Here is a 24,569-nt window from a genome sequence, read left to right on the forward strand (position 1 = left end):
CGCTGGCTCAGACCACCTGGCCGAGCTTGAAGATCGGCAGGTACATCGCGACCACGATGCCACCGATGATGGTGCCCAGCAGCACGATGATGATGGGCTCCATCAGGCTCGACAGACCGGCCACCATGTCGTCGACCTCCTGCTCGTAGAAGTCGGCCGCCTTGCCCAGCATGTGGTCGATCGAGCCCGATTCCTCGCCGATCGCGCACATCTGCAGCACCATCGACGGGAAGATCCGGGTATTGGTCATGGCCTGGGTCAGGCTGGTGCCGGTCGAGACCTCCTGCTGGATCTTGACCGTGGCATCGGCATAGAGCGAGTTGCCCGCTGCGCCGCCGACCGAGTCCAGCGCCTCGACCAGCGGCACGCCGGCCGCGAACATGGTCGAGAGCGTGCGGGTCCAGCGCGCCACCACCGACTTCTCGACCAGCAGGCCGAAGATCGGCAGCTTGAGCAGCACGCGGTCCATCAGTCGCTGCACCTTCTCGTTGCGGCGCCAGGCCTGCCGCAGGAAGTAGAAGCCCGCACCCAGCACGATGAAGAGCAGCCACCACCAGGCGACGAAGAACTCGCTCATGCCGATCACGACCAGCGTCGGGGCCGGCAGGTCGGCGCCGAAGGAGGAGAACACTTCCTTGAAGGCCGGGATCACGAAGATCATGATCACCGTGATCACGACGACCGCGACCGTGATCACCGCCGCCGGATACATCAGGGCCGACCTGACCTTGCTTTTCAGCGCCTCCGACTTCTCGAGATAGACCGCCAGCCGCTCGAGGATGCCTTCCAGGATGCCGGCGGTCTCGCCAGCCTCGACCAGGTTGCAGTAGAGGCTGCTGAAATACAGCGGATGCTTGCGGAAGGCGGCGCTCAGCGAGGTGCCGGTCTCGACCTCGGTGCGGACCTCGTTGAGCAGGCGGGTCACATTGGGATTGGGGTTGCCGCGTCCGACGATGTCGAAGGCCTGCAGCAGGGGCACGCCCGCCTTCATCATGGTCGCGAGCTGGCGCGTGAAGATCGAGATGTCCTTGGGGCGGATCGAACGGCTGCCCGACATCCGGCGCTTCCTGACCTTGAGCGGGACTATGCCCTGGCGCCGCAGGGCCGTCAGCACCAGGTTGTCGCTGGCAGCGCGGGTCTCGCCGCGCACGGGCTTGCCGCCGCGATCCTTGCCCTCCCACTCGAAGACATACTCCTTGACCTTGCGTACCGCTGTGGCCATGGCTTCCCCCGTTCTGATTATTGGTCTGCCCACCCTCCGCCCGAGGCGGCTGTGCCAAGCAGTTTACCCCTGCAAGGGCCGGCTGGGGCAATCCCGATCGGCCCGGCTTGCAGCTTGGCGCGCCGAGTGCCGGCCAGGGTGCCGAAGTTGCTGGCAAGGGGCACGAAATGGTGGCGTTTTGATGATTTTTTGCGGTTATTTTTCGCAATTGCACGCAAAAGTCAGCGCTCGTAGCACAACTTCGATACGCCAGGCTTGCAGCACATCGTGTATATTCGGGCGCAATTCCACGTCGTTGTGGAAACTTCGGTGCGTTTTGGCTGCACCTCCTGGAGGAATTATGGATCTGCGCAAACTCAAGACCCTGATCGACCTGGTGTCGGAATCCAATGTCTCGGAACTGGAGATCACCGAGGCCGAAGGCAAGGTCCGAATCGTCAAGAGCGCGCCCGTCGGCACCCTGCCGATGGTGGCTGCCGCCCCGGCAGCCGTGGTGGCCGCGCCTGCGGCCGTTGTCGCCGCACCGGTCGTGGCCGCCGAGCCCGAGGCCGTCAAGGGCCATGTCGTCAAGTCCCCGATGGTCGGGACTTTCTATCGCTCGGCCAGCCCGGGCGCCAAGGCCTTCGTCGAGGTCGGCAGCCCGATCAAGGAAGGCGAGCCGATCTGCATCGTCGAAGCCATGAAGATCATGAACGAGATCGAGGCCGACAAGACCGGCGTCGTCACCCAGATCCTGGTCGAGAACGGCCACGCTGTCGAATACGGTCAGCCCTTGTTCGTGATCGAATAAGGGGGCTCCCATGTTCAAGAAAATCCTGATCGCCAACCGCGGCGAGATCGCCCTGCGCGTGCAGCGCGCCTGCCGTGAGATGGGCATCAAGTCGGTGGTGGTCTACTCCGAAGCCGACCGCGAGGCCAAGTATGTCAAGCTCGCCGACGAGGCGGTCTGCATCGGTCCGGCCGCTTCGGCGCAGAGCTACCTCAGCATGCCGGCCATCATCTCGGCGGCCGAGGTCACCGACGCCGAGGCCATCCACCCGGGCTACGGCTTCCTGTCCGAGAACGCCGACTTCGCCGAGCGGGTCGAGCAGAGCGGCTTCACCTTCATCGGCCCGACGCCCGAGTCGATCCGCATCATGGGCGACAAGGTCTCGGCCAAGCAGGCCATGATCAAGGCCGGCGTGCCCTGCGTGCCGGGCTCGGAGGGCGAGTTGCCCGATGATCCGGTCGAGGTCAAGCGCATCGCCAAGGCGATCGGCTATCCGGTCATCATCAAGGCGGCCGGTGGCGGCGGCGGGCGCGGCATGCGCGTGGTGCACACCGAGGCGGCGCTGCTGCACGCGGTCCAGACCACCAAGACCGAAGCCGGCGCGGCGTTCAACAACCCGGCCGTCTACATGGAGAAGTTCCTCCAGAACCCGCGTCACATCGAGATCCAGGTGCTGGCCGACCAGCACCGCAACGCGGTCTTCCTGGGCGAGCGCGACTGCTCGATGCAGCGTCGGCACCAGAAGGTGATCGAGGAAGCGCCGGCGCCCGGCATCCCGCGCCGCCTGATCGACAAGATCGGCGAGCGTTGCGCGGCGGCCTGCAAGAAGATCGGCTACCGCGGTGCCGGCACCTTCGAGTTCCTGTACGAGAACGGCGAGTTCTACTTCATCGAGATGAACACCCGGGTCCAGGTCGAGCATCCGGTGACCGAGGCCATCTCCGGCATCGACATCGTGCGCACCCAGATCCTGGTTGCCGCGGGCGAGAAGCTGCCGTTCACGCAGCGCCAGATCGAGCTGCGCGGCCACGCGATCGAGTGCCGCATCAACGCCGAGGACCCGTACAACTTCGTCCCTTCGCCGGGCCGGGTCACGACCTGGCACATGCCGGGCGGGCCGGGGGTGCGAGTCGATTCGCATGTCTACGCCAACTACCTGGTGCCGCCGAACTACGACTCGATGATCGGCAAGATCATCGTCCATGGCGACACCCGCGAGCAGGCGCTGGCGCGCATGCGCACGGCGCTGTCCGAGGTGGCGATCGAGGGCATCAAGACCAACGTCCCGCTGCACCGCGACCTGATGGTGGACGCCAGCTTCGAGGCCGGCGGCACCAATATCCACTACCTCGAGCACTGGCTCGAGCAGCGCAAGCGCTAAGCCGATGTTCGAACTCGTATTGATGGCGCCCGAGTCGCGCATCGAGGACCTCGGCGACGCGCTCGAGGCGCTGGACGCGCTGAGCGTGTCGGTCGAGGACGCCGATGCAGCGACCGATGCCGAGCAGGCCCTGTTCGGCGAGCCCGGCATGCCGGCGCCCAAGGGAGGCTGGAACCGCTCCCGCGTCGTCGCGCTGTTCCAGCAGGAGCAGCAGGCGCGCGAGGCGGCCGAGTTGCTGCCGCCGCAGGACTTCTTCGCCGGCTGCGAGGTGATCGGGGTGCGCCCGGTGGCCGACCAGGACTGGGTGCGGCTGACGCAATCGCAGTTCGCGCCGGTCGAGATCACGCCGACCTTCTGGATCGTGCCGAGCTGGCACGAGCCGCCAGCCGAGGCCGAGCGGGTGATCCGGCTCGATCCTGGCCTGGCGTTTGGCACCGGCACCCATCCGACCACGCGCATGTGCCTGCGCTGGATCGCGCAGCGTGACCTGTCGGGTCAGCGCGTGCTCGACTATGGCTGCGGTTCCGGCATCCTGGCGATCGGTGCGGCCAAGCATGGCGCGGCCGAGATCGTCGCGGTCGACATCGATCCGGCCGCGGTCGAATCGACCCAGATCAATGCCGCGAACAACCATGTGTCGTTGCTGACCGGCTTGCCGGAAGCGGCCACGGGGCTGTTCAATGTCGTGCTGGCCAATATCCTGGCGACGCCGCTCAAGGTGCTGGCGCCGCTGCTGTGCGCCCATGTCCAGGCCGGTGGCCATCTGGTGCTGGCCGGCATCCTGGAGCGCCAGGCCGACGAGCTCAAGGCCGCCTACGCGCCCTGGCTGGCGCTCGAGGTGAGCGACAGCGAGGACGGCTGGATCCTGATGACGGCCAGCGCCGCTGGCTGATCAGGGCCGACCGCATCGGCATGGCAGAAGGCCTGGCAAGGAGATTTCCTGCCAGGCCTTTGTCATTCAGGGCCGGTTGCCGGTCGGAAAGGGCCAGGCCGCCGTCGGCGCGATCCGGGTCCTGGCGGCGGGTTCGGCCGGCGGCAGGGCCTTGGCCGGGGCAGCCCTCTTGGCAGCCGCTTTCTTGGCGGCGGGTTTTTTCGCCGCGGCCTTGCGGGCGACGACCTTCTTGGCCGGCGCAGCCAGGGCTGCGCCCAGCGGCTGTGCCACTTCGACGGGCTCGGACGCTGGTTGTGCCGCAGCCTTCTTGGCCGCAGCGGCCTTCTTCGCAGTCGCCATCTTGCATCTTCTCCTGAAACAACTTGCACGTTGCGCATGAGGCCGGACTATTCCGGCTCAGCGAGTCAGCACAATGGCTTCGGGGAACAGTGAAACCAAGGCGTGGAAAGTGGAGATCCGCTCTGGCCGGGCAGGCTGGCCCGGCCGAGTTAGGGAAATCCCACAAACATGAACTCTGACTTTTATATTATGAAAGTGTCACGGCGAAATGCAAGCCCCGTGGGCCATGAAGCGGACACTTTATTGCATGGCGGCAGCGCTGCCAGCCCCTTGTGGCACGCTTTGGCCCGGATCGCTGCCGTCGACGGCAGGATTCCGCTGTTCCAGGGTGGCTGAGGGGAAGCATTCCTGCGGCCACCTGAGCGCCTCGCGCAGTCGCGCCCAGTCGAAGCCCGGTCCGGGATCTGCCTTGCGGCCGGGGGCGACATGTTCATGGCCGGCCACATGGGCGATCGCGTAGCGCCGGGCCAGGGCCTGGCAGAGCAGGGCCAGCGCCTGGTACTGGGCCGGCGCGAAGCTCCAGCCCTCGAGGCCTTCGAGCTCGATGCCGATCGAGTCGTCATTGCAGTTGTCGCGCCCGCGCCAGCAGGAGCGCCCGGCATGCCAGGCGCGGTCGTCGCAGGAGACGAACTGCAGCAGCGCGCCGTCGCGCCGGATCAGGAAATGGCTCGAGACTTCCAGCCCGCGCAGGCCCGCGAAATAGGGATGGGCGTCCCAGTCGAGCTGGTTGCAGAACAGCTGTTCGATCTCGGGGCCGCCGTAGCGGCCCGGCGGCAGGCTGATCGAGTGCAGCACCAGCAGGTCGATCCGGGCGTCTTTCGGCCTTGGCCCGTGGTTGGGCGAGGGCACGGCGCGCGCACTCTTGAGCCAGCCGTCCTGCCAGGCGGCGGCCGGGGTTTCAGCCGGCATCGCGGGTAGGGCTGCGGGACTTGCCAGGTCCGAGGCGCTGGTGTTCGGCGCTGCAGTAGGGGCCGCCTGGGCCGTCGACCGCGTCGCTGGCCGGCAGATGCAGGCCGCAGTGGCGGCAGGCGACCATGGCGCTCGGTGTCGGCGCGGCCGGGCGTGGCGGTGGCGCAGGCGGCCTTTGGGTGACACGCCGGCTGCGCCAGATCCAGACTCCGGCCAGGACGACCATCAGTACCAGCAGGTATTTCATGCGCGCGACAGGATGACTTCAAGCACGAAGTGCGAACCGACATAGCCCAGCAGCAGCAGGGTGGCGGCGGCGTAGAGCATGCGGATGGCGAAGCGACCGCGCCAGCCCTGGGTCAGCCGGCCCCAGAGCAGCAGGGCCAGCACCAGCCAGGACAGCAGGGTGAACAGGGTCTTGTGGTTCCAGATCCAGCCCTGGGTCAGTCCCTGTTCGCTGAACCACCAGCCGGCGAGCAGGGTGGCGCTCAGCATGATGAAGGCGGCCCAGACCAGGCGGAAGGTCAGGCGCTCGAGCGCGAGCAGGGGCAGGGTGATCTCGCCCGCGCGGGCCTGGCGGATTGAGGCTTCGGCGCGCTGCGCGAGCCAGCCGTGCAGCACCGCGGCGGCCAGCAGGCCGTAGGAGACCATGCCCAGCCAGCCATGCAGCGGCAGCCAGCGCGAGGCATGGGCCGGATGCGGCAGGCCCGGGAACAGCAGCGCGAGCAGCACGGTCGCAGCGCCCAGGCCGACCAGCGAGGCGCGCGCGCGCAGCTGCGGGTAGAGCCGGGTTTCGATCGCATAGAGGGTGAAGACCATCCAGGCCGTGAACGACAGCGCGGGTGCGAAGCCGAAGCGCATCGCCCCGGTGCCGAACTGGTTGGTCGCCAGCGCGACGCCGTGCAGCAGCCAGACCGTGGCCATCAGCAGGTTGAGCTTGCCGGCTGCCAGCCGGACCGGGTGCAGCGCCAGCAGGGCATAACCCAGCGCTGCGCCCAGCGACGGGATGCTGCTCCACCAGGGGCTCGGGGATAGAATCATGCCCAGAGTTTAACGGCCCGCGCGGCCGGCCAAGTCTCCTTTTGTCCCTATCCCCCTGCCCGGGGCCGCCCTTTGGGTGGCCGCCGTCGGCGCTCACACCGCATTGATCATGGCCTCAGCCCTCACCGAAAAACTGTCACGACTGGTCAAGGAGGTGCGTGGCCAGGCCCGCATCACCGAAAGCAACGTCAGCGACATGCTGCGCGAGGTGCGCATGGCCCTGCTCGAGGCCGACGTCGCGCTGCCGGTGGTGCGCGACTTCATCGCGCGCGTCAAGGAGAAGGCGCTCGGTGCCGAGGTGGTCGGCTCGCTGACCCCGGGCCAGGTGCTGGTCAGCGTGATCCAGCGCGAGCTCGCCGCGACGATGGGCGAGGGCGTCAGCGACCTGAACCTGGCGGCCCAGCCGCCGGCGGTGATCCTGATGGCCGGCCTGCAGGGTGCCGGCAAGACCACCACCACCGCCAAGCTGGCCAAGCACCTGATCGAGCGGCGCAAGAAGAAGGTGCTGACGGTCTCGGGCGACGTCTATCGCCCGGCCGCGATCGAGCAGCTCAAGACCGTGACCAAGCAGGCGGGCGCCGAATGGTTCCCGAGCAGCCCCGAGCAGAAGCCGCTCGAGATCGCGCGCGCCGCGCTCGACTACGCGAAGAAGCATTACTTCGACGTGCTGCTGGTCGATACCGCCGGCCGGCTGGCGATCGACGAAGCGCTGATGGCCGAGATCAAGCAGCTGCACGCGGCGCTCAATCCGGTCGAGACCCTGTTCGTGGTCGACGCGATGCAGGGCCAGGATGCGATCAACACCGCCAGGGCCTTCAAGGAGGCGCTGCCGCTGACCGGCATCGTGCTGACCAAGCTCGACGGCGACTCGCGCGGCGGTGCCGCGCTGTCGGTGCGCACGGTCACCGGCGCGCCGATCAAGTTCGCCGGCGTGTCCGAGAAGATCGACGGCCTCGAGGTGTTCGATGCCGAGCGCCATGCCGGCCGCGTGCTCGGCATGGGCGACATCGTCGCGCTGGTCGAGCAGGTCACGGCTGGCGTCGACATGGCGGCGGCGCAGAAGCTGGCCGCCAAGGTCAAGAGCGGTGACGGCTTCGACCTCGAGGACTTCCTCGACCAGCTGCGCCAGATGAAGAAGATGGGCGGCCTGTCCACCCTGATGGACAAGCTGCCGAGCCAGATGTCGGCCAAGGCCAGCGAGGCCGACCTGGGCCGGGCCGAGAAGGAGATGAAGCGCAAGGAAGGCATCATCTGCAGCATGACGCCGCAGGAGCGGCGCAAGCCCGAGCTGCTCAAGGCCACGCGCAAGCGCCGCATCGCCGCCGGCGCCGGCGTGCAGGTGCAGGAGGTCAACCGCCTGCTCAAGGAGTTCGAGCAGATGCAGGGCGTCATGAAGAAGATGAAGGGCGGCGGCCTGATGAAGATGATGAAGAAGCTCGGCGGCATGAAGGGCCTGGGCGGCATGCCTGGCATGCCCAAGCTGCCGGGCATGTAAGCGCGAGCACTGTCGATGGACGGCGAGGCCCTGCTCTGGCTCGAACTGGCGCTCGGGCTGCCGGCGCTGTTCGCCGCGCTCGCGCTCAAGCCCTGGCGCATGCTGTGCGGCCCGCTGCTGACGCCGACGCTGGCGGCGCTGGCCTTGCTGCCCTGGTTCTGGTTGCTGCCGCAGCAGTTGCCCCAGGGTCTGCAGATCCAGCTTTCGGGTGCCAGCCTGCTGGCCCTGATGCTGGGTTGGCCGCTGGCGGTGCCGGTGCTGGTGCTGGTGGCGCTGCAGGTCTGGGCCTTCGGCCTGCATGATGCCGAGGCCGTGCTGGCGCAATGGGTCTGGCTTGGCCTGGCTCCCGCGACGCTGGCGCTGGGCATCGGCGCCCTGTTGCGGCGCTTCGTGCCAGCCCATCCCTTCGTCTACACGCTGGGGCGCGGCTTTCTCGGCACGGCGCTGTCGGTGTTCGGCGCTGGCTTGCTGCAGGAGTTCGCGCAGCGCTGGCTGACGGGGGCGAGCCTGCAGGATGCGCTGGTGGCGCACTGGCTGATGGCCTGGGGCGATGCCTTCCTGACCGGCATGTTCTGCGCAATCTTCGTGGCTTTCGCGCCACAGTGGCTGGCGACCTGGTCCGACCGGCGCTACCTGAAGCCGCCGGCCGACTGAGCCCGGTGGCCGGGCGACACCGGCTAGAGGTGGCTGTGGCGGGCCCAGGTGTCCTTGATCTCCTGCGGGTCTGGCGCGGTGCCGGTCAAGGACAGATGCTGGCTCTGGATGTTCACGAGCGCGGCCATCACCTGGAACGGGAAGCCGCGCCGCGAGCCGTCGCGGGTGTCCTGCAGCAGTTGCTCGATGTAGGTCACGATATCCTTCGTCCCCCATTTCTCGCTGAGCACCTTGCCGATATGCGGGTAGCTGGCGTTGATCGTGTCTAGATCTGATTGGGTTGTCATGACCAGGAAGCTCCTCGCGGTGTTGCAGTCCGATTCGATCCGATGCGCTGTGCCGAATCGCGCAAGGCACCATGCCGTACGCTGGCGAACATAGCAGATTCTGGACCCGCTGTGGCGTTACAGCAAGGGCCGCATGCTGCGTGCCGTGTCCTGCAGCACTGGCAGCACGCGCCGGGCGGCGTCCTCGCTGCTCTCGCTCTGCATCGGCATGGTGACGCTCATGGCGGCGACCAGATGGTCCTTGTGGTCGTACAGGGGCACGGCAATGCCGCGGTAGTTCATCTCGAGCTGCTGCTCCGAGATGGCCCAGCCCTGGTGCTGGATCTGCTGCAGCCGCCGGCGCAGCTCGTCCCGGTCGACCACGGTGTGCGAGGTGTAGGCGCGCAGTTCCTGCCGGGCCAGCCAGGGCTCGTAGACCTCGGCGCCCGACATGGCCAGTATCACCAGGCCGGCCGCGGTCACCTGGGCCTGGACGCGCGAGCCCAGCATGTAGCCGGTGTTGAGCTGGCGGTGGCTGCCGCTGCGCGCGACATAGACCAGTTCGTCCTGCTCGAGCACGCCGGCATAGGCGACCTCGCCGGTGCCTGCGGTGACGCGCTGCAGATAGGGCTGGACCGCGCGTGGCAGCCGCGCCGACTCGAGGTAGGCCTGGCCCAGGCGCAGCACGCGCGGCGTCAGCGAGAACAGCTTGCCGTCGGTCGCGACATAGCCCAGGTGCACCAGCGTGAGCAGGTGGCGGCGCGCGGCCGTGCGGGTCAGGCCGCAGCGCTGGCCGGCCTGGCTGGCGGTCAGGCGCGGGTGTTCGGCGTCGAAGGCCTCGATCACGGCCAAGCCTTTCTCGAGCCCGGCGATCCAGTCGCGGCGCTCGAGCGCGAAGGGGGGATCTTGCTCGCTCATGGCAGTCAAATGGCGGTTTCTGTTCGATAGTCGATTTGCTTCGTTCGATTGTCGCTCATCGCAAGCAGGCCGGGATGCAAAAAAACGCCCGGACTCGCTTACAGTGCAGGCTGAATCTGGAGATATCTCATGAGTGACCTTCTGCTCAAGTCGGCCGGCGAGCGCGAGCCGCTGCAAGCCTCTTTCAGCGATGCGGCCAACCCGATCGGCCTGGATGGCATCGAGTTCATCGAGTTCGCCACGGCCAAGCCGCAGGCGCTGGGCCAGGTGCTCGAGACCATGGGCTTCAAGCCGGTCGCGCGCCACCGTTCGCGCGAGGTGCTGCTGTACCGTCAGGGCGAGCTCAATGTCGTGGTCAACGCGCACGCGCCGGTGGCCCAGGGCAGCGGCCGCCGCAGCGACGCGCCGAGCATCTCGGCGATCGCGCTGCGCGTGCGCGACGCGCGCGCCGCCTACGAGTATGTGCTCGAGCGCGGCGCCTGGGAGGTGACGACCCATCCCGAGGTGATGGAGCTCAACATTCCCGCCATCCATGGCGCCGGCGGCAGCCGGATCTACTTCGTCGACCGCTACAAGGAATTCTCGATCTACGACGTCGATTTCGTGCCGATTCCGTCGGTCGAGCAGCGCCCGGCGGCGACCGCCGGCATCCATTTCTTCGGCATCGTGCAGTACATCGGCCCGGAGCGCAGCTACGACTGGATCGAGTTCTACCGCGAGCTGATCGGCGCCGAGCTGATTCCTGACGAGCAGCGCTTCGGCATCATGCCCAAGGGCAAGCTGCTGCGCACGCCGGCGCTCGATCCCGACAAGCGCTTCATGATCCAGCTGATCGAGCCCGACCTCAATGTGCTCGATGCCGACGAGCGGCTGCAGCGCATCGGCCTGGGCGTGCCCGACGTGCCGGCGGCGGTGCAGGCGCTGCGCGCGCTCGGCGTCGAGTTCGTCGAGACCCAGGCCGCGCACACCGAGTCGCGCGGCGCGATCAGCAAGACCTATCTCGGCTCGGTGGTGTTCGAGCTGGTGCACGACGAGAAGGCCTGAACCATGACGCTCCAGCGCAGCACAGCCCAGGCCATCGCCGGCTTCGGCATGGATACCATCACGCTGGCCGGTCCGCTCGAGGCCAAGCTGGCCGCGATGAAGGAGGCCGGCTTTTCCCAGGTCATGCTCAAGGCGAACGACCTGGTCGGCCATCCGCAAGGCTGGCAGGCCGCGGTGCAGGCCGTGCACGACAGTGGCCTGCGCGGCACCGGCTTCCAGGTCCTGCGCGACTTCGAGGGCCTGAGCGGGCATCTGCACCACTACAAGATCGACATCGCGAAGATGATGCTCGAGATGTGCGCCGCGCTCGGCTGCAAGGTGCTGCTGGCCTGTTCGTCGACCTCGGCCCATGCGAGCCCGGACCTCGACCATATCGCGCGCGACCTGCGCAAGCTCGCGATGCTGGCGGTGCCGCATGGCATCAGGATCGCCTACGAGGGCCTGTCCTGGGGCCGCACCATCAACGAGTTCACCACTGCCTGGGACGTGGTGCAGCGCGCCGACTGTCCGAACCTCGGCATCGGCATCGACTCCTACCATATCTTCGCCGCCAAGACCCCGCTCGACGAGATCGACTACCTCGATCCGGGCAAGATCTTCCTGGTCCAGCTGGCCGACTTCATGTGGCAGGAGACCAAGACCTTCGAGGAGCGCATGACGACCGCGCGCACCTTCCGCGTCTTCCCGGGCGAGGGCGTGCACAGCGAGCAGCTGGTCGACCTGGTGCTGCGGCTCGACCGCCTGGGCTACCGCGGCGACTACAGCTTCGAGGTCTTCAACGACGACTATGTGCAGATGCCGCTGCCCTTCGTGGCCGGGCGCGCGCGCCAGTCCGCGCTCTGGCTGGCCGAGGAGGTGCTGCGCTGCTCGGTGCCGCTGCCGAACCAGATGCGGCTGAAGCAGCCGGGTTGAGCCCGCCCTGAGTCCCCACACCTGCGCCGGCTCCTGCCGGCGTTTGTCATGCTGGCTTCAGCTGCGCTTGAGCCGGGCGCCGGCCAGGCCGCAGAGCGCGATCACGGCGATGCCCAGCAGCGCCAGCGCGTCGGGCGCATGGCCGAAGGCGGCCCAGCCGGCCAGGGTCGCGAAGCCGATCTGGGCGTACAGATAGGGCGCGACGCGCGAGGCCGGTGTCTGCTGGAAGGCCTTGATCAGCAGGAAATGGCCGATCGAGCCGAACAGCCCCATCAGCGCGATCGCGGCCCATTGGCGCCAGTCGGCCAGCCATTGCCAGCCCAGCGGCACCACCAGCGAGGTGCAGGCCAGTCCGGTCAGTCCGGTGTAGAAATGCGTGACGCCCGGGTCCTCGGTCCTGACCATGCGGCTGGTCAGCACCTGGAGCAGGGCGTTGATCAGCACCGACAGCAGGGGCAGCAGCATGCCGAGGTGGAAGTCGCTGCCATGGGGGCGGATCACGATCAGCGCACCGCTGAAGCCGCCAGCCACCAGCAGCCAGCCCAGCGGGCTGACGCGCTCGCGCAGGATCAGGCTGGCCAGCAGCGTGACGGCGAGCGGGATCAGCATCATGATCGCGGTGAACTCGCCGACCGGCAGGAAGCGCAGGCTCAGGAAGCTGAAGCCGAAGGAGCCGACCATCAGCAGGCCGCGCGCGAGTTGCGCGCGCGGGGCCTGGGTCTGGAACAGGCGGCGGCGGTACTGCGGCCACAGCAGCGCCGTCGTCATCAGGGTCTGGATCGCGAAGCGAAACCAGATCGCCATCAGCACCGGCACCGCCAGCCGGCCCGCGTACTGGGAGGCGGTGTCGAGCAGCGCGAAGCACAGCGTCGCGAGGATGGCCAGCAGGATGCCCAGGCCGGGGCGGCGTGCGGTGGCGTTCATCGCTTCAGCCCAGCCCATGCATCACGACCCAGATCCAGGCGTTGACGCTGAAGAAGGCTGCCACGGTCGAGGCGACCAGCAGGGTGGCGGCAAAGCCGCCATGGCCCAGGCGCTGGGCCAGGGCCGAGAACAGCGCCGGCATCGGCATGCAGGCGTAGAGGATGGCGGCCTGCTGCAGCTCGGACGGCAGCGCGGGCAGCAGGGCCAGCGCGGCCAGCACGCACAGCGGGTGCAGCAGCAGCTTGCCGGCGAGCACCATCGGCAGGTCCAGCTTGACGTCCTGCAGGCGCTGGCCGACCAGTACGCCGCCGATCATGATCAGCGCCACCCCGGGTGCGGCCGAGCCGACGATCTGCAGGCTGCGGTCGAACACATAGGGTAGCTTGAGCTCGAGTGCCGAGCCCGTCACGCCGGCGACGATGGCCCAGATGATCGGGTTGCGCGCCAGCGTGCGCAGGGACTGCAGCAGCGAGCGCTGCCAGGGCAGGTCGGCGTCGCGCCCGGCCAGCAGCAGCACGACGGGGACCACCAGCAGGTTCTCGACCAGCACGCCGAGCGTCATCGCGATCGCCGCGCCCGGACCGATCAGCTCGCCGACGATGGGAAAGCCGACGAAGACGGTGTTGGAGGCCGACATGCCCATGCCGGTCAGCGCCGCCTGCGGCCAGGGCATGCCGCGCCAGCGGCCGTAGAGCACGCCGGCCAGCAAGGCCAGGGCCGAGCCGGCGCCGTAGACCGCCAGATAGCGCAGGTTGAGCACCTCCTGCAGCGGGAACTGTAGGATGGCGCGGCAGACCAGCGCCGGCAGCAGGAAGTCGATCAGCAGCTTGCCCAGCACCAGCATGTCCTCGCGCTTGAAGACGCCGCGCCAGACGGACAGGTAGCCGACCGCGATCAGCAGGAAGATGGGCGAGGTGATCGAGAGGATGTGCAGCATGCGGAAAAAAGCCCGCCGGTGGCGGGCTGGCTGGTGGACGGTGGCGCGATAGACGTCAGGCAGCCGTCAGTATGACAGACGGGCGACCGACCTGAGGTGCTCGGCGGTCGTGCTCGGCAGGCCGAAGTACTCGAGGTAGGCCGGGATCTGCTCGAACAGCATGTCGGAGCCGACCTGGGTGCGGCAGCCACGCTCGCGCGCCGCGGCCAGGAAGGCGGTCACCTCGGAGGCCATCACGACTTCGCCGACGAAGGTCTCGGGCGCGAGGCGGCTGACATCGAGCGGCAGCGGGTCGCCGGCCTTCATGCCCATCGGCGTGGCGTTGACGACCAGGTCATGGCCGGCCGGGTCATTCGAGCCAGTGCGGACCTCGATCTGCGGGTAGTTGGCCTGGATGCGCTGGCCCAGGGCCTCGGCTGCAGCCTGGTTGACGTCGAACAGGCTGATCGAGGCGATGCCGGCACCGGCCAGCGACGCCGCGATCGCCGAGCCGACGCCGCCGCTGCCGACCACCAGCACCCGCTTGTCCTGCAACTCCAGGCCCTTGCGCTGCACGCCGCGCACGAAGCCGGCGCCATCGAACATGTCGCCGACCAGGCGGCCGTCGGCCAGGCGCTTGACCGCGTTGCAGGCGCCGGCGACCTTGACGGTGGCCGTGACCTCGTCGAGCAGGCCGACGGTGGTGACCTTGTGCGGCATCGTGATCAGCGCGCCTCGGATGTTGGTCAGTGCGAATACCGACTTGAGGAAGGCCGGGTAGTCCGGTGCCTGGCAGCCCATCGGCACGACCACGCAGTCGATGCCGGCCTGCTCGAAATAGGGGTTGTAGATCATCGGCGACTTGAAGCTGAAGGTCGGGTAGCCGATGTGGGCGATGATTTCGGTGTTGCCGGTGATCATGGTGTGAGGTCGGGGCTCAGGCCTTGCGGGCGGCGGAATTGACGAACTTGCGCACCAGGCCGTCGATCGCGACCAGGTAGCCGTCGACGCCGAAGCCGACCACGATGCCGGCGGCTGCCGGCGAAACCCAGCTGTGGTGGCGGAATTCCTCGCGCGCGTGCACGTTGGAGATATGGCATTCGATCACCGGCAGCGGCTCGACGCCCTTGATCGCGTCATGCAGCGCGATCGAGGTATGGGTGAAGGCGCCCGGGTTGAAGACGATGCCGAGCGCCTCGCCGGCCTTGTAGAGCCGGCCGTACTCGTGGATCTTGTCGAGCAGCGCGCCTTCCCAGTTGCTCTGGAAGCACTCGACCTCGTAGCCGATCTGCTTGCCGTGGGCCTGGCAGAAGGCCTCGACGTCGGCCAGCGTGGTGTGGCCGTACTGGACCGGTTCGCGCGTGCCGAGCAGGTTCAGGTTGGGGCCGTTGAGGATCAGGATCTTCTTCATTTTGTACGAACTGGTTAGTTTGTGATGGGTCAAAAAAGGGACGCCGGCAGCCCGGCGCCCTTCCTCGACTTACTTGCGGACCTTGGCCAGTTCGGCCTGCAGTTCCTGCACGGTTTCCTGGCCGACGTTGACCGCGTACTTGGCGGTCACCGGGCGCAGCTTGTCGCGCAGCTTGCCGAGCTCGGCGGCCGGCAGCTCGGTGACCTGCATGCCACCCTTCTTGAGGTTGGCCAATGCGCCGGCGGTCTGGCTGCGGTTGAACTCGCGCTGGTACTTGGCCGATTCCTTGGCGGCGTCGGACACGATCTTCTGCTCGCTGGCGTCGAGCTTTTCCCAGAACTTCTTGCTGATCAGCACCGATTGCGGGTTGTACTGGTGGTTGCTCAGCACCAGGTGCTTCTGCACCTCGTAGAACTTGTTGGCGTTGATGACCGAGATCGGGTTTTCCTGGGCATCGATCGCGCCTTGCTCGAGCGCACCGTAGACCTCGGGGAAGGGCAGCGGGGTCGGGTTGGCGCCCAGCGCCTTGACCCAGTCGACGTTGATCGGGTTCGGGATCACGCGCAGCTTGAGGCCGGCCAGGTCATCGACCTTGGTGATCGGGCGCTTGCCGTTGGTGATCTGGCGGAAGCCCAGCTCGTAGTAGGCCAGGCCGACCAGGCCCTTGCTGTCGAGCTTGGCGTGCATTTTCTGGCCGAAGGCGCCGTCCATGATGGCGTCGGCTTCCTTCTCGTTGCCGAACATGAAGGGGAAGTCCCAGATCGCGAATTCCTTGACCTGGTTCGACAGGATGCCGGAGTTCATCGTCACCATCTCGAGCGTGCCGCCCTGCAGCGCCGAGACGTTGGCCTGGTCGCTGCCCAGGGTGCCGCCCGGGAACAGGTTGACCTTGAGCTTGCCGCCGGACTTGGCCTCGACGATCTCCTTGAACTTCTCCATGCCGACCACCAGCGGATGGCCCTTGGGGTTCTGGGTCGCGAACTTGATGGTCTTGCTGCTCTGCGCCGCAGCCATGCCGCAGGCGGCCAGCGTGACGGTGGCGAGGACGGTCTTGATGAACAGGCGTTTCATGTGGATGCTCCAGTCTACAGAGGAATGGTCGTACGCTCGATTATTGCGCCTGGCCTGGCGTACCCGTTCAGGCCAGGCGCTTGTTGCCAGGGTCAGCCGTAGAACCAGCGTGCCGGCACCATGACCAGTTGCGGGAACAGCACCATCAGGAACAGCAGCGCGAACTGCGCGATCATGAAGGGCCAGACCCCCTTGGTCACGTCGTCCATGCTGATCTTGCCGACGCCGGCCACGGTAGAGAGCACGGTGCCCACCGGCGGCGTGATCAGGCCGATCGCGTTGTTGATCATGAACAGCACGCCGAAGTAGATCGGGTCGATGCCGGCGGCCTTGACGATCGGCATCAGCACCGGGGTCAGGATCAGGATGGTCGGCGTCATGTCCATCGCGGTGCCGACCAGGATCACCACGCCCATGATCGCGAACATCAGGATGGTCGGGTTGTCGAGCAGCGGCTCGAGCAGGGCGACCAGTTCGGCCGGCAGGTTGGCCACCGTGATCATCCAGGCCGAGACCATGGCGGCGGCGACCAGGAACATGATGACCGAGGTGGTCTTGGCGGCGGCCAGGAACAGGCCGTAGAGCTGGTTGAGCTTGAGTTCCTTGTAGACCAGCACCGAGATCAGCAGCGCATAGACCGCGGCGACCACGGCGGCCTCGGTCGGCGTGAAGACGCCGAACTTCAGGCCCACGACCACGATCACCGGCAGCACCAGCGCGAAGGTCGCGTCCTTGAAGGCGGCCAGCACCTGGGCCTTGCTCGCGCGCGGCGCGGCCTCGATCTTCTCCTTGCGCACCAGCCACCACCAGGTCAGCCAGAGCGCGGCGCCCAGCATGATGCCCGGCGCGATGCCGGCCATGAACAGCTTGGAGACCGAGACGTTGGCGGCGACGCCGAACACCACGAAGCCGATCGAGGGCGGGATGATGGGCGCGATGATGCTCGACGCCGACAGCAGGCCGGCCGAGCGCGCCGGGTCGTAGCCGGCGCGGTTCATCATCGGCAGCAGCAGCGCGGCCAGCGCGGCGGCGTCGGCCACCGCCGAGCCCGACAGCGCGGCCATGATGATGGCGGCCATGATGCCGACATAGCCCAGGCCGCCCTTGACATGGCCGACCAGGGTCATCGCGAAGTTCACGATGCGCTTGGACAGGCCGCCGGCGTTCATGATCTCGCCGGCCAGCATGAAGAAGGGCACGGCCAGCAGCGGGAAGCTGTTGCTGCCCTCGATCACGTTCTGCGCCAGGATCTGCGCGTCGAACATGTCCAGGTGCCACATCAGCGCCGCGCCCGACAGCAGCAGCGAGAACGCGATCGGCACGCCCAGCATCATCGCGCCGAGCAGCGCGCCGAGGAAGATGGTTATCGTCATTGGATTCTCCTAGGGGGTTCGGCGGGCGGCTTCAGGGATGCGGGTCGCCATGCGGCATGTCGTCGGACTCGCGCACGCCGATCAGCTCGCCCTCGCTCAGGCGGCCGGTCAGCAGCTTGAACAGGTCATGGCTCAGGATCAGGCCGGCGAGCACCGAGAACAGCAGGCCTGACGAATAGAACAGCGCCATCGAGACTTCCATCACCGGGCTGGTGGTCTCGTAGTTGATCACGACCTGGTCCCAGCTGCCGCGGAAGATCAGCCAGGCGCAGAACAGCATCAGCACATGGGCCAGGAAGAAGCAGGCCTTCTTGCCCGCGACCGGCAGCTTGGCGATCAGGCTGTCGGTGCCCAGGTGGCCCTTGTCGTGCAGGCCGACGAAGGCGCCCAGGAAGGTCATCCAGACGAACAGCCAGCGCGACAGTTCCTCCGACACCGTGAGTCCGGAGTTGAAGGCGTAGCGCAGCACCACGTTGGTGAACACCAGCACCACCATCAGTGCCAGCGATACCACCATCAGCAGCGACAGCAGCCGGGAGATCTGGTCTATCAGTTTTTGAAGCATGGGGAATTTCTCCTTGAAGCGGCGAATTGTACGAACCAGTTAGTTTTTTAATCCTGGGGGAAACCCTAGGAATCCTGGTCTGGACCGGCCTTACTGGCGCAGATAGCGCCAGACCATGTCGATCACGCGCTCGCGCCGGTGCTCGAGATAGCCGGGGTCCTGGGTGTCCTGCTTGAAGATCAGGCCGAAGGTGTGGCGGTTCGAGACGTTGAAGAAGGACAGTGCCGAGATCGAGGCGTGGATGTCGACCGGGTCCAGCCCCGGTCGGAACACGCCGCTGGCCACGCCGCGCTGGTAGAGCTCGCGGATGGCGTCGATCGCCGGTACGTTGAGGTCCTGGATATACTGGCTCTGGCGCAGGAACTGGCCGCGGTGGATGTTTTCCGACATCACGATGCGGACATAGCTCTCGTTGCGCAGGTGGCGGTCGAAGGTGAAGCCGACCAGGCGCTTGAGCGCTGCCTCGGGTTCCAGGTCCTCGAGGTGCAGGTCGGTTTCCTCCTGGCGGATCTTGCGGTAGGACTCCTCGAGCACGGCCAGGTAGAGCCCTTCCTTGCTGCCGAAGTAGTAGTAGATCATGCGCTTGCTGGTCTGGGTCGCGGCGGCGATTTCGTCGATGCGCGCGCCGGCCAGGCCCTTCTCGCCGAACTCCTGCTCGGCCACGGCCAGGATGTTGGCCTTGGTGCGCTCGGGGTCGTTGGTGCGCGTCGTTTCTCGTCCCGGGGCGCGCTCGGTCCGCGCCGTCGTCTGCAATGAATGTACTGGTTCGTTCATTCTCGCGAGTATAGGAAGGGGCAGCGGCCCTGACCATGCTCGCAAACCCTCAGTGGGCGGGGGGTGTCGACTGGTGCTGGCGGTGCAGCTGGGCCAGTGCCTGGGCCCGGAAGGCGCTCGGGCTCAAGCCGGTGTGCTTGCGGAAGAAGCGGCTGAAATAGGCGTCGTCGCCGTAGCCGAGTTCGGCCGCCAGCTGCTTGATCGGCATGTGGGTGTAGACCAGTTCGCGCTGGGCCTCGTGCAGCACCCGCGCGTTGATCACGTCGAGCCCGGACATGTCGAGCGCCTCGCGGCACAGGCGCGAGAGCTGGCCCGGCGTCATGCCCATCTGGCTGGCATAGGCCTGCAGCGATTTCTGCTGCCGGTAATGCCGGTCGACCAGCGAGCGGAACTTCTCGATCTGGCGCGCCTGGCGCGAGATCGGCTGGTGCGGGGCGTTGCCGCCGGCGTCGAGCACCTCGACGATGCGGTGCACCTGCACCATCAGCGCCAGCAGCAGCGAGGTGCTGACCGCCACATGGCCCGGTGCATGGGCGCGCGATTCCTGCTCCAGCGTCTGGAACAGCGGCATCAGCTGGTCCACATAGCGCATGTCGTCCTGCCAGCTGATCAGGCGCGGCTTGCGTATCGTCGGCAGCAGCTCGGGCATCGCCACGCCGGCCACCGACTCGAGCATGCGCTGCGAGGCCGTGACCACCGGGCCGTTGACGTCATGGCTGAAGCGAAAGCCGTGCACATGGCCACAGGGCACGACTATCAGGCAGGGCGCCAGGCCCTGCCAGTGCGCGTCGTCGAGCAAGAAGTCGACCTGGCCCGTGCTCAGGTAGAGCAGCTGCAGGAAGGTGTCGTGCCGGTGCGGATGGATGACCCAGTTGTAGGGCTGGGAGCGCTGCGGAATCCACTCGAAGTTGAACGAGTCCGACCACTCGGGCGAGGCCTGGTCGCCATAGAGGTCGTAGTTCGGAATCACCCTGGGGTAGGCCATCGAATGCTTTCATGGGAGCGGGTTGCCTGGAGCCGGATCATAAGGCGAGGGCTCCAGGGCCAGGGCCGACGCTTACTGGAAGAACAGGTCCACCAGCCCCAGGGTCAGCGTCGGGAACAGCAGCAGCACGATGACGCGCAGCACGTCCCAGGCCAGGAAGGGGAATACGCCCTTGTAGGTTTCGCCCATCGAGGTGTCGCCGGCCAGGTTGTTGACCACATAGACGTTGAGCCCGACCGGCGGCGCGATCAGGCCGATGCCCACGGTCATCAGCACCAGGATGCCGAACCAGATCGCCTTCATCTCGGGCGCCAGTCCCCACAGGTCCAGGCCCATGATGGCCGGGAAGATCACCGGGATGGTCAGCAGCAGCATCGACATCTCGTCCATCACGCAGCCCAGGATGACGTAGAACACCAGCACGCTGACGACGATCCAGAGCGGCGCGATCCCGAGATGCGTGACCCAGTCGGCCAGCTGGGCCGGCAGCTGGGTCAGCGACAGCGAGGCGTTCATCATGTCGGCGCCCAGGAAGATCAGGAACACCATGGCGCTGGTCTCGGCCGAGGCGATGAAGCTGTTGCAGATCGCCTTCAGGTTGAGCTCGCGGCTGGCCAGGCCGGCGAACAGCGTCAGCGTGGCGCCGACGGCCGCGCCCTCGGTCGGCGAGAAGATGCCGCCGTAGATGCCGCCGAACACGACCAGGAAGATCGACAGGATGGGCCAGACCCCGAACAGGGCCTTCCAGCGCGCGGCCCAGGGCACGGGCGCATGCGGCGGTGCCAACTCGGGCCTGACCATGCAGTAGAGCGCGATCACGACCAGGTAGCCCAGCATGGCCAGCACGCCCGGCAGCATGGCCGCGGCGAACAGCTTGCCCACGCTTTGCTCGGTCAGGATGGCGTAGACCACCAGCGGGACCGAGGGCGGGATCAGGATGCCCAGGGTGCCGCCGCTGGCCAGCGCCGCGGTCGAGAGCCGGCCCTGGTAGCCGTAGCGCCGCATCTCGGGGTAGGCCACCTGGGTGATGGTGGCCGAGGTCGCGACCGAGGAGCCGCAGACGGCACCGAAGGCGCCGGCCGACAGCACGGCAGCCATCGCCAGTCCGCCGCGCACATGGCCGACGAAGGCGGCGGCGGCGCGGAACAGGGCCCGGCTCAGGCCGCCCTGGGTCGCGAACTGGCCCATCAGCAGGAACAGCGGGATCACGCTCAGGTCGTACAGGGTCAGGCGCGCGACCGCGCTGCCCTTGAGCATGTTGAACAGCGCGACCTCGTTGCTCATCGCGAGGTAGCCCAGCGCGCCCGGAATGAACATGGCGGCGGCAATCGGTATGCGCAGCACCATCAGCGCCAGCATGCCGGCGAACATGACCAGGCCTATCGTCATCGGACTCATGCGAATTCTCCTTGTCGCTCGCCCTGCAGGGTCTGCAGGTCCTGGCCGGTGAAATGCAGCCAGGCCTGCACCAGCGCCACCAGGGCGGCCAGCATCAGGCCGGGCGCCAGCGAGGCGTAGGCCCACCACATCGGCAGCTCCAGTGTCATGGTGGTCTCGTTGACCTCGTGCACCGCGAAGGCGCCGATCGTGGTGCGCCAGGCCAGCAGGCCGTACATCACGGCGATCAGCACGCAGCCCAGGCCATCGAGCCAGCGGGTGGTGCGGGCGCTGGCGTTCTGGGTGAAGAAGTCGACGATGATGTTGGCGCCGCGCAACTGGCACCAGGCGATGCAGAGCGAAATCGCCACCGCCACCCCCATCTGCACCATTTCCACGTCGCCCTGGATCGGTTGCGTGGTGAAGAAACGCAGGGACACGCTGGCCACGGTCATCACGCCGACCGCCAGCGCGACCAGGCCGCCCAGGACGGCGAACAGCCAGGTGATTTTTCTCAGTAACAGCCTCATGGCTTGCCTTCTTTCAGATCGAGAGCCGTAAAAAAGCCGGTGCGCGCGGCACCGGCTGCGGGACCGATGCGCCCGCAATTACTTCTTGCTGTATTTCTGCACCAGCTCGCGCGCCTCCTGCACCATGGCCTTGCCCGGCAGGCCCTTCTTCTCGACGTCGGCGACCCAGCTGTCGTAGATCGGTGCCGAGGCCTTGATCCAGTTGTCGGTCTCGGCTTCAGGCAGCACGTAGACCTCGTTCTTGCGCTCCTCGGCCACCTTGCGCGCGGGGGCCTGGCTCTCGTCGTAGGTCCGGCCGAGCTGGGCCGACAGCGCGGCGCCGCTGTTGCGGTCGATGATGGCCTTGAGGTCGGCCGGCAGGCTGTCGTACTTGGCCTGGTTCATGCCCCACATCAGCACCGCGGTGTAGAGGCCGGGACGCGACTGCGGGGTCTCGGTGTGGTACTTGACGTTCTCGGTGATGCGGAAGCTCGGCAGCGTCTCCCAGGGCACCACGGCGCCGTCGAGCGTGCCCTTGGAGATGGCGTCGGCCACGCCGGTGATCGGCATGCCGATGGCCGAGGCGCCCATCAGCGTCAGCAGCTTGGTGGTCTGGCGCGTCGGCGCGCGCAGCTTGAGTCCCTTGAGGTCGGCCAGGGTCTTGATCGGGTGCTTGGCGTTGTGGATATAGCCTTCGTCGTGGGTCCAGATCGCCAGCAGCTTGGTGCCGACGAATTCCTTCATGCCGTATTTCTGCGTGTAGTCCCAGATCGCGCGCGAGGTGGACTCGGCGTTGTAGGACATGAAGGGCAGCTCGAACACCTCGGTCGACGGGAAGCGGCCGGGGGTGTAGCCGGGCAGGGTCAGGACCATGTCGTCGACGCCGTCCTTGACGCGGTCGACCAGCTGGGCCGCCGTGCCGCCACCCGACATCGCGGGCATCAGCTGGCACTTGATGCGGTTCTTGGACTCGAGCGCGATCTTGTCGCACCAGGGGTTGAGCACCTTGCTCGGCACGATCGCGGTGTTGGGCCAGATGTGATGCACCTTGAGCGTGACTTCCTGCGCGTGGGCGCCCCAGGCGCTCAACGCCGCCAGGGCGATCAGGGAATGGTTAAGCAAGCGTTTCATGGAATGACTCCTGGGCTGTTGTTTGCGGGGTGCGGGTCACGCGCTGGCGGGCGGCATCGGGGGCTAGGTTTTTGCAATCTGTCCTGCTGGTAGCCCTGCTCGATATCGACCGATGGCTGTGCCCTTGCGCAAGCGGTTTGGACTGGCCGATTGTTAGAGGGGATGCGATCCGCGATTGGGACGATTCGGCTTTTAGCTTGGACAAATCGTGCGGATTGGTATTTTTTCGCAGAACCCGAGGGTTTACCCGGGGATGTTTCTTGCTGTCATATATGGCATTAATATCATCAAATTATCGAATATGGAATTTGATTCCAGATTTCCTGCCTGGCGCTTGCTGCATCCGCGGCGGCTGCGGGTTCAAGCCTCGTTAAGGCTGGTTCAGCATGAAAATTCACGCCTTACTGTTGTTATTGGCGTTGAAAAGATAATTTTTGATAATTATTTTCTTGTTTATCGCATTTTCATCCGGCTCTTTCCTTGGCCGGACAGGCGGCTGCCGAGCTGCAGCAGCGGGGTTGCGGCGGCGACGGGTGGGTGGGCTGGACGCCTGGCGGATCGGCCGCCTAGCTCCTGAATCCAGGCCCTGGGTGGTTGGCCGGCCGGCTTGGGAAGCTGGACGAATTTGTCCTTTCGGGCCGGATTTTTCGCTGCAGCAAGCGGCCTGGATGGGGTTTCTTTGACCCGGAGTGGGCGCGCTGATCGGGGTCCTGGCTGGATTTTTCGGACGGAGGATCAGCCAGGCCAGGCACCGCAATGGGGCATGGAACCGGAATTGATGCACGAATCGTCCTGTCGTTGGCAGGAATCGTCAAGCTTGGAGCGGGCGCCGGACTCAACAATCACTGCCATTCAAGTAGGAGTTGTTTCTCATGAGCAGTAGTCAGGATTGGTTGGGCTTGCAGGGCAAGGTCTGTGTGGTGACCGGTGCCGCCAGCGGCATCGGTGCCGCGGTGGCCAGCGGCCTGGCAGCCGTCGGGGCCCGGGTGGCCTTGCTGGACCGCGATGCCGAAGGCGCCGAGCGCGTCGCCGCCGCGCTGCGCGCCCAGGGGGCGCAGGCACTGGCGGTCAATTGCGACATTTCGCAGGAGGCCAGCGTGCTGGCCGCCGCGCAGCGGGTGCAGGCCGAACTCGGCGCTGCCTACGCGCTGATCAACAATGCCGGCCTGTTGCGCTCGGGCAGCCTGGACGAGGTCAGCCTGGACGACTGGAACGCGGTGCTCTCGGTCAACCTGAGCGGCTACCTGCTGTGCGCGCGCGCCTTCTCCGAGCCGATGCGCCGGGCCGGCCAGGGCAGCATCGTCAACATCGCGTCGATCGCGGGCCTGTTCCCGCAGACCGGCAGCGGCGCCTACAGCGCGAGCAAGGCCGGCGTGCTGCTGCTGTCGCGCCAGATGGCGGTCGAGTGGGGCCCGCTGGGCCTGCGCAGCAACGCGATCTGCCCCGGCATGATCCGCACCGCGCTGTCGGCCAAGTTCTACGAGGAGCCGGGCTTCGAGGCCAAGCGCGCCGCCGTGACCGCGAGCCGTCGCGTCGGCGAGCCGCAGGACATCGCCGATGTGGCGCTGTTCCTGGCCAGCCCGCGCGCGGCCTATGTGAATGCCGCCGAATTCCTGGTCGATGGCGGCATGGGCGCGATGCTGATGGATATGGTGCCGCGCCCTGGCTACAACAAGACCACCTGAACCGGA

Annotated in this window: 28 protein-coding genes; 9 read left to right on the top strand and 19 right to left on the bottom strand. The window is 66.8% G+C overall.

All coding sequences use genetic code 11. From position 1 onward, the window contains the following. Positions 1 to 7: 7 nt before the first annotated feature. Positions 8 to 1,222 carry a type II secretion system F family protein gene (locus C6P64_RS03430; protein WP_105747199.1) on the bottom strand — a complete coding sequence of 405 codons (1,215 nt, stop codon included), beginning with the start codon at positions 1,220 to 1,222 and terminating at the stop codon, positions 8 to 10. Positions 1,223 to 1,562: 340 nt separating this feature from the next. On the opposite strand from C6P64_RS03430, the gene accB reads away from it, so the two are divergent. From accB to prmA, 3 genes are read left to right on the top strand one after another with little or no spacing between them, the layout of a single operon-like run. Further along, positions 1,563 to 2,012 (top strand): acetyl-CoA carboxylase biotin carboxyl carrier protein, encoded by a 450-nt coding sequence (gene accB / locus C6P64_RS03435; RefSeq protein WP_105747200.1) that lies wholly within the window; start codon positions 1,563 to 1,565, stop codon positions 2,010 to 2,012. A gap of 10 nt (positions 2,013 to 2,022) precedes the next feature. After that, a complete protein-coding gene (accC, locus tag C6P64_RS03440; RefSeq protein WP_105747201.1) occupies positions 2,023 to 3,372 on the top strand; it encodes an acetyl-CoA carboxylase biotin carboxylase subunit in 1,350 nt (449 codons plus the stop codon). 4 nt (positions 3,373 to 3,376) lie between these two features. Beyond that, the gene (gene prmA, locus C6P64_RS03445) at positions 3,377 to 4,264 is read left to right on the top strand and encodes a 50S ribosomal protein L11 methyltransferase (protein ID WP_105747202.1); all 888 of its coding nucleotides are present in this window, start codon (positions 3,377 to 3,379) and stop codon (positions 4,262 to 4,264) included. A 66-nt stretch (positions 4,265 to 4,330) separates the two neighbouring features. Here the strand turns inward: prmA and C6P64_RS03450 are convergent, their stop codons facing one another. From C6P64_RS03450 to C6P64_RS03465, 4 genes are all read right to left on the bottom strand, one after another. After that, positions 4,331 to 4,603: a histone-like protein 2 gene (locus tag C6P64_RS03450; RefSeq protein WP_245911619.1), complete on the bottom strand. Its 273-nt coding sequence runs from the start codon at positions 4,601 to 4,603 to the stop codon at positions 4,331 to 4,333. Between the two features lie 240 nt (positions 4,604 to 4,843). After that, entirely contained in the window at positions 4,844 to 5,512 is a 669-nt protein-coding gene (gene ampD / locus C6P64_RS03455; RefSeq protein ID WP_105747203.1) for a 1,6-anhydro-N-acetylmuramyl-L-alanine amidase AmpD, read from the bottom strand. Continuing rightward, entirely contained in the window at positions 5,502 to 5,759 is a 258-nt protein-coding gene (locus C6P64_RS03460) for a PP0621 family protein (protein ID WP_105747204.1), read from the bottom strand. Before C6P64_RS03460 ends, ampD begins: the two co-directional genes overlap by 11 nt. Further along, on the bottom strand, positions 5,756 to 6,553 hold the full coding sequence (locus tag C6P64_RS03465; RefSeq protein ID WP_105747205.1) for a cytochrome C assembly family protein: 798 nt from the start codon (positions 6,551 to 6,553) through the stop codon (positions 5,756 to 5,758). Before C6P64_RS03465 ends, C6P64_RS03460 begins: the two co-directional genes overlap by 4 nt. A gap of 109 nt (positions 6,554 to 6,662) precedes the next feature. Between C6P64_RS03465 and ffh the strand changes: the two genes are divergently transcribed. Next, positions 6,663 to 8,048: a signal recognition particle protein gene (gene ffh / locus C6P64_RS03470; RefSeq protein WP_105747206.1), complete on the top strand. Its 1,386-nt coding sequence runs from the start codon at positions 6,663 to 6,665 to the stop codon at positions 8,046 to 8,048. Between the two features lie 15 nt (positions 8,049 to 8,063). Next, complete coding sequence (locus C6P64_RS03475; RefSeq protein ID WP_105747207.1) at positions 8,064 to 8,702, top strand: energy-coupling factor ABC transporter permease; 639 nt, start codon at positions 8,064 to 8,066, stop codon at positions 8,700 to 8,702. Between the two features lie 23 nt (positions 8,703 to 8,725). On the opposite strand, the gene C6P64_RS03480 is transcribed toward C6P64_RS03475, so the two are convergent. Beyond that, positions 8,726 to 8,989, bottom strand: a complete 264-nt coding sequence (locus C6P64_RS03480) for a hypothetical protein (protein ID WP_105747208.1) — start codon at positions 8,987 to 8,989, stop codon at positions 8,726 to 8,728. Positions 8,990 to 9,106: 117 nt separating this feature from the next. After that, positions 9,107 to 9,886, bottom strand: coding sequence for an IclR family transcriptional regulator domain-containing protein (locus C6P64_RS03485; protein ID WP_105747209.1), 780 nt, complete (start codon positions 9,884 to 9,886; stop codon positions 9,107 to 9,109). A gap of 129 nt (positions 9,887 to 10,015) precedes the next feature. On the opposite strand from C6P64_RS03485, the gene C6P64_RS03490 reads away from it, so the two are divergent. Continuing rightward, positions 10,016 to 10,930, top strand: coding sequence for a 4-hydroxyphenylpyruvate dioxygenase (locus C6P64_RS03490; protein WP_105747210.1), 915 nt, complete (start codon positions 10,016 to 10,018; stop codon positions 10,928 to 10,930). A 3-nt stretch (positions 10,931 to 10,933) separates the two neighbouring features. Continuing rightward, positions 10,934 to 11,842: a sugar phosphate isomerase/epimerase family protein gene (locus C6P64_RS03495; protein WP_105747211.1), complete on the top strand. Its 909-nt coding sequence runs from the start codon at positions 10,934 to 10,936 to the stop codon at positions 11,840 to 11,842. A gap of 57 nt (positions 11,843 to 11,899) precedes the next feature. On the opposite strand, the gene C6P64_RS03500 is transcribed toward C6P64_RS03495, so the two are convergent. From C6P64_RS03500 to C6P64_RS03555, 12 genes are all read right to left on the bottom strand, one after another. Further along, positions 11,900 to 12,766, bottom strand: coding sequence for a DMT family transporter (locus C6P64_RS03500; RefSeq protein WP_105747415.1), 867 nt, complete (start codon positions 12,764 to 12,766; stop codon positions 11,900 to 11,902). A 4-nt stretch (positions 12,767 to 12,770) separates the two neighbouring features. Continuing rightward, positions 12,771 to 13,703 (bottom strand): AEC family transporter, encoded by a 933-nt coding sequence (locus C6P64_RS03505; protein WP_105747212.1) that lies wholly within the window; start codon positions 13,701 to 13,703, stop codon positions 12,771 to 12,773. A gap of 66 nt (positions 13,704 to 13,769) precedes the next feature. Next, positions 13,770 to 14,603, bottom strand: coding sequence for a shikimate dehydrogenase family protein (locus C6P64_RS03510; protein WP_105747213.1), 834 nt, complete (start codon positions 14,601 to 14,603; stop codon positions 13,770 to 13,772). Between the two features lie 16 nt (positions 14,604 to 14,619). Continuing rightward, the gene (aroQ, locus tag C6P64_RS03515) at positions 14,620 to 15,093 is read right to left on the bottom strand and encodes a type II 3-dehydroquinate dehydratase (protein ID WP_105747214.1); all 474 of its coding nucleotides are present in this window, start codon (positions 15,091 to 15,093) and stop codon (positions 14,620 to 14,622) included. Between the two features lie 69 nt (positions 15,094 to 15,162). Further along, entirely contained in the window at positions 15,163 to 16,164 is a 1,002-nt protein-coding gene (locus C6P64_RS03520) for a TRAP transporter substrate-binding protein (protein WP_105747215.1), read from the bottom strand. A gap of 92 nt (positions 16,165 to 16,256) precedes the next feature. Further along, a complete protein-coding gene (locus C6P64_RS03525; RefSeq protein ID WP_105747216.1) occupies positions 16,257 to 17,537 on the bottom strand; it encodes a TRAP transporter large permease subunit in 1,281 nt (426 codons plus the stop codon). 31 nt (positions 17,538 to 17,568) lie between these two features. Further along, on the bottom strand, positions 17,569 to 18,102 hold the full coding sequence (locus C6P64_RS03530) for a TRAP transporter small permease (protein ID WP_105747217.1): 534 nt from the start codon (positions 18,100 to 18,102) through the stop codon (positions 17,569 to 17,571). Positions 18,103 to 18,192: 90 nt separating this feature from the next. Further along, the gene (locus tag C6P64_RS03535) at positions 18,193 to 18,876 is read right to left on the bottom strand and encodes a TetR/AcrR family transcriptional regulator (RefSeq protein WP_105747218.1); all 684 of its coding nucleotides are present in this window, start codon (positions 18,874 to 18,876) and stop codon (positions 18,193 to 18,195) included. Positions 18,877 to 18,925: 49 nt separating this feature from the next. Continuing rightward, positions 18,926 to 19,861, bottom strand: coding sequence for a helix-turn-helix domain-containing protein (locus C6P64_RS03540; RefSeq protein WP_105747219.1), 936 nt, complete (start codon positions 19,859 to 19,861; stop codon positions 18,926 to 18,928). Between the two features lie 72 nt (positions 19,862 to 19,933). Then, on the bottom strand, positions 19,934 to 21,259 hold the full coding sequence (locus C6P64_RS03545) for a TRAP transporter large permease (protein ID WP_105747220.1): 1,326 nt from the start codon (positions 21,257 to 21,259) through the stop codon (positions 19,934 to 19,936). Continuing rightward, on the bottom strand, positions 21,256 to 21,768 hold the full coding sequence (locus tag C6P64_RS03550) for a TRAP transporter small permease (protein WP_105747221.1): 513 nt from the start codon (positions 21,766 to 21,768) through the stop codon (positions 21,256 to 21,258). Before C6P64_RS03550 ends, C6P64_RS03545 begins: the two co-directional genes overlap by 4 nt. A 78-nt stretch (positions 21,769 to 21,846) precedes the next feature. Further along, complete coding sequence (locus C6P64_RS03555; protein WP_105747222.1) at positions 21,847 to 22,878, bottom strand: TRAP transporter substrate-binding protein; 1,032 nt, start codon at positions 22,876 to 22,878, stop codon at positions 21,847 to 21,849. 208 nt (positions 22,879 to 23,086) lie between these two features. On the opposite strand from C6P64_RS03555, the gene C6P64_RS17860 reads away from it, so the two are divergent. After that, complete coding sequence (locus tag C6P64_RS17860) at positions 23,087 to 23,455, top strand: hypothetical protein (RefSeq protein ID WP_146115855.1); 369 nt, start codon at positions 23,087 to 23,089, stop codon at positions 23,453 to 23,455. A 295-nt stretch (positions 23,456 to 23,750) separates the two neighbouring features. After that, positions 23,751 to 24,563, top strand: coding sequence for an SDR family NAD(P)-dependent oxidoreductase (locus C6P64_RS03560; RefSeq protein WP_105747223.1), 813 nt, complete (start codon positions 23,751 to 23,753; stop codon positions 24,561 to 24,563). Positions 24,564 to 24,569 lie beyond the last annotated feature (6 nt).

Source organism: Malikia granosa, assembly GCF_002980595.1.
GTDB classification, from domain to species: domain Bacteria; phylum Pseudomonadota; class Gammaproteobacteria; order Burkholderiales; family Burkholderiaceae_C; genus Malikia; species Malikia granosa.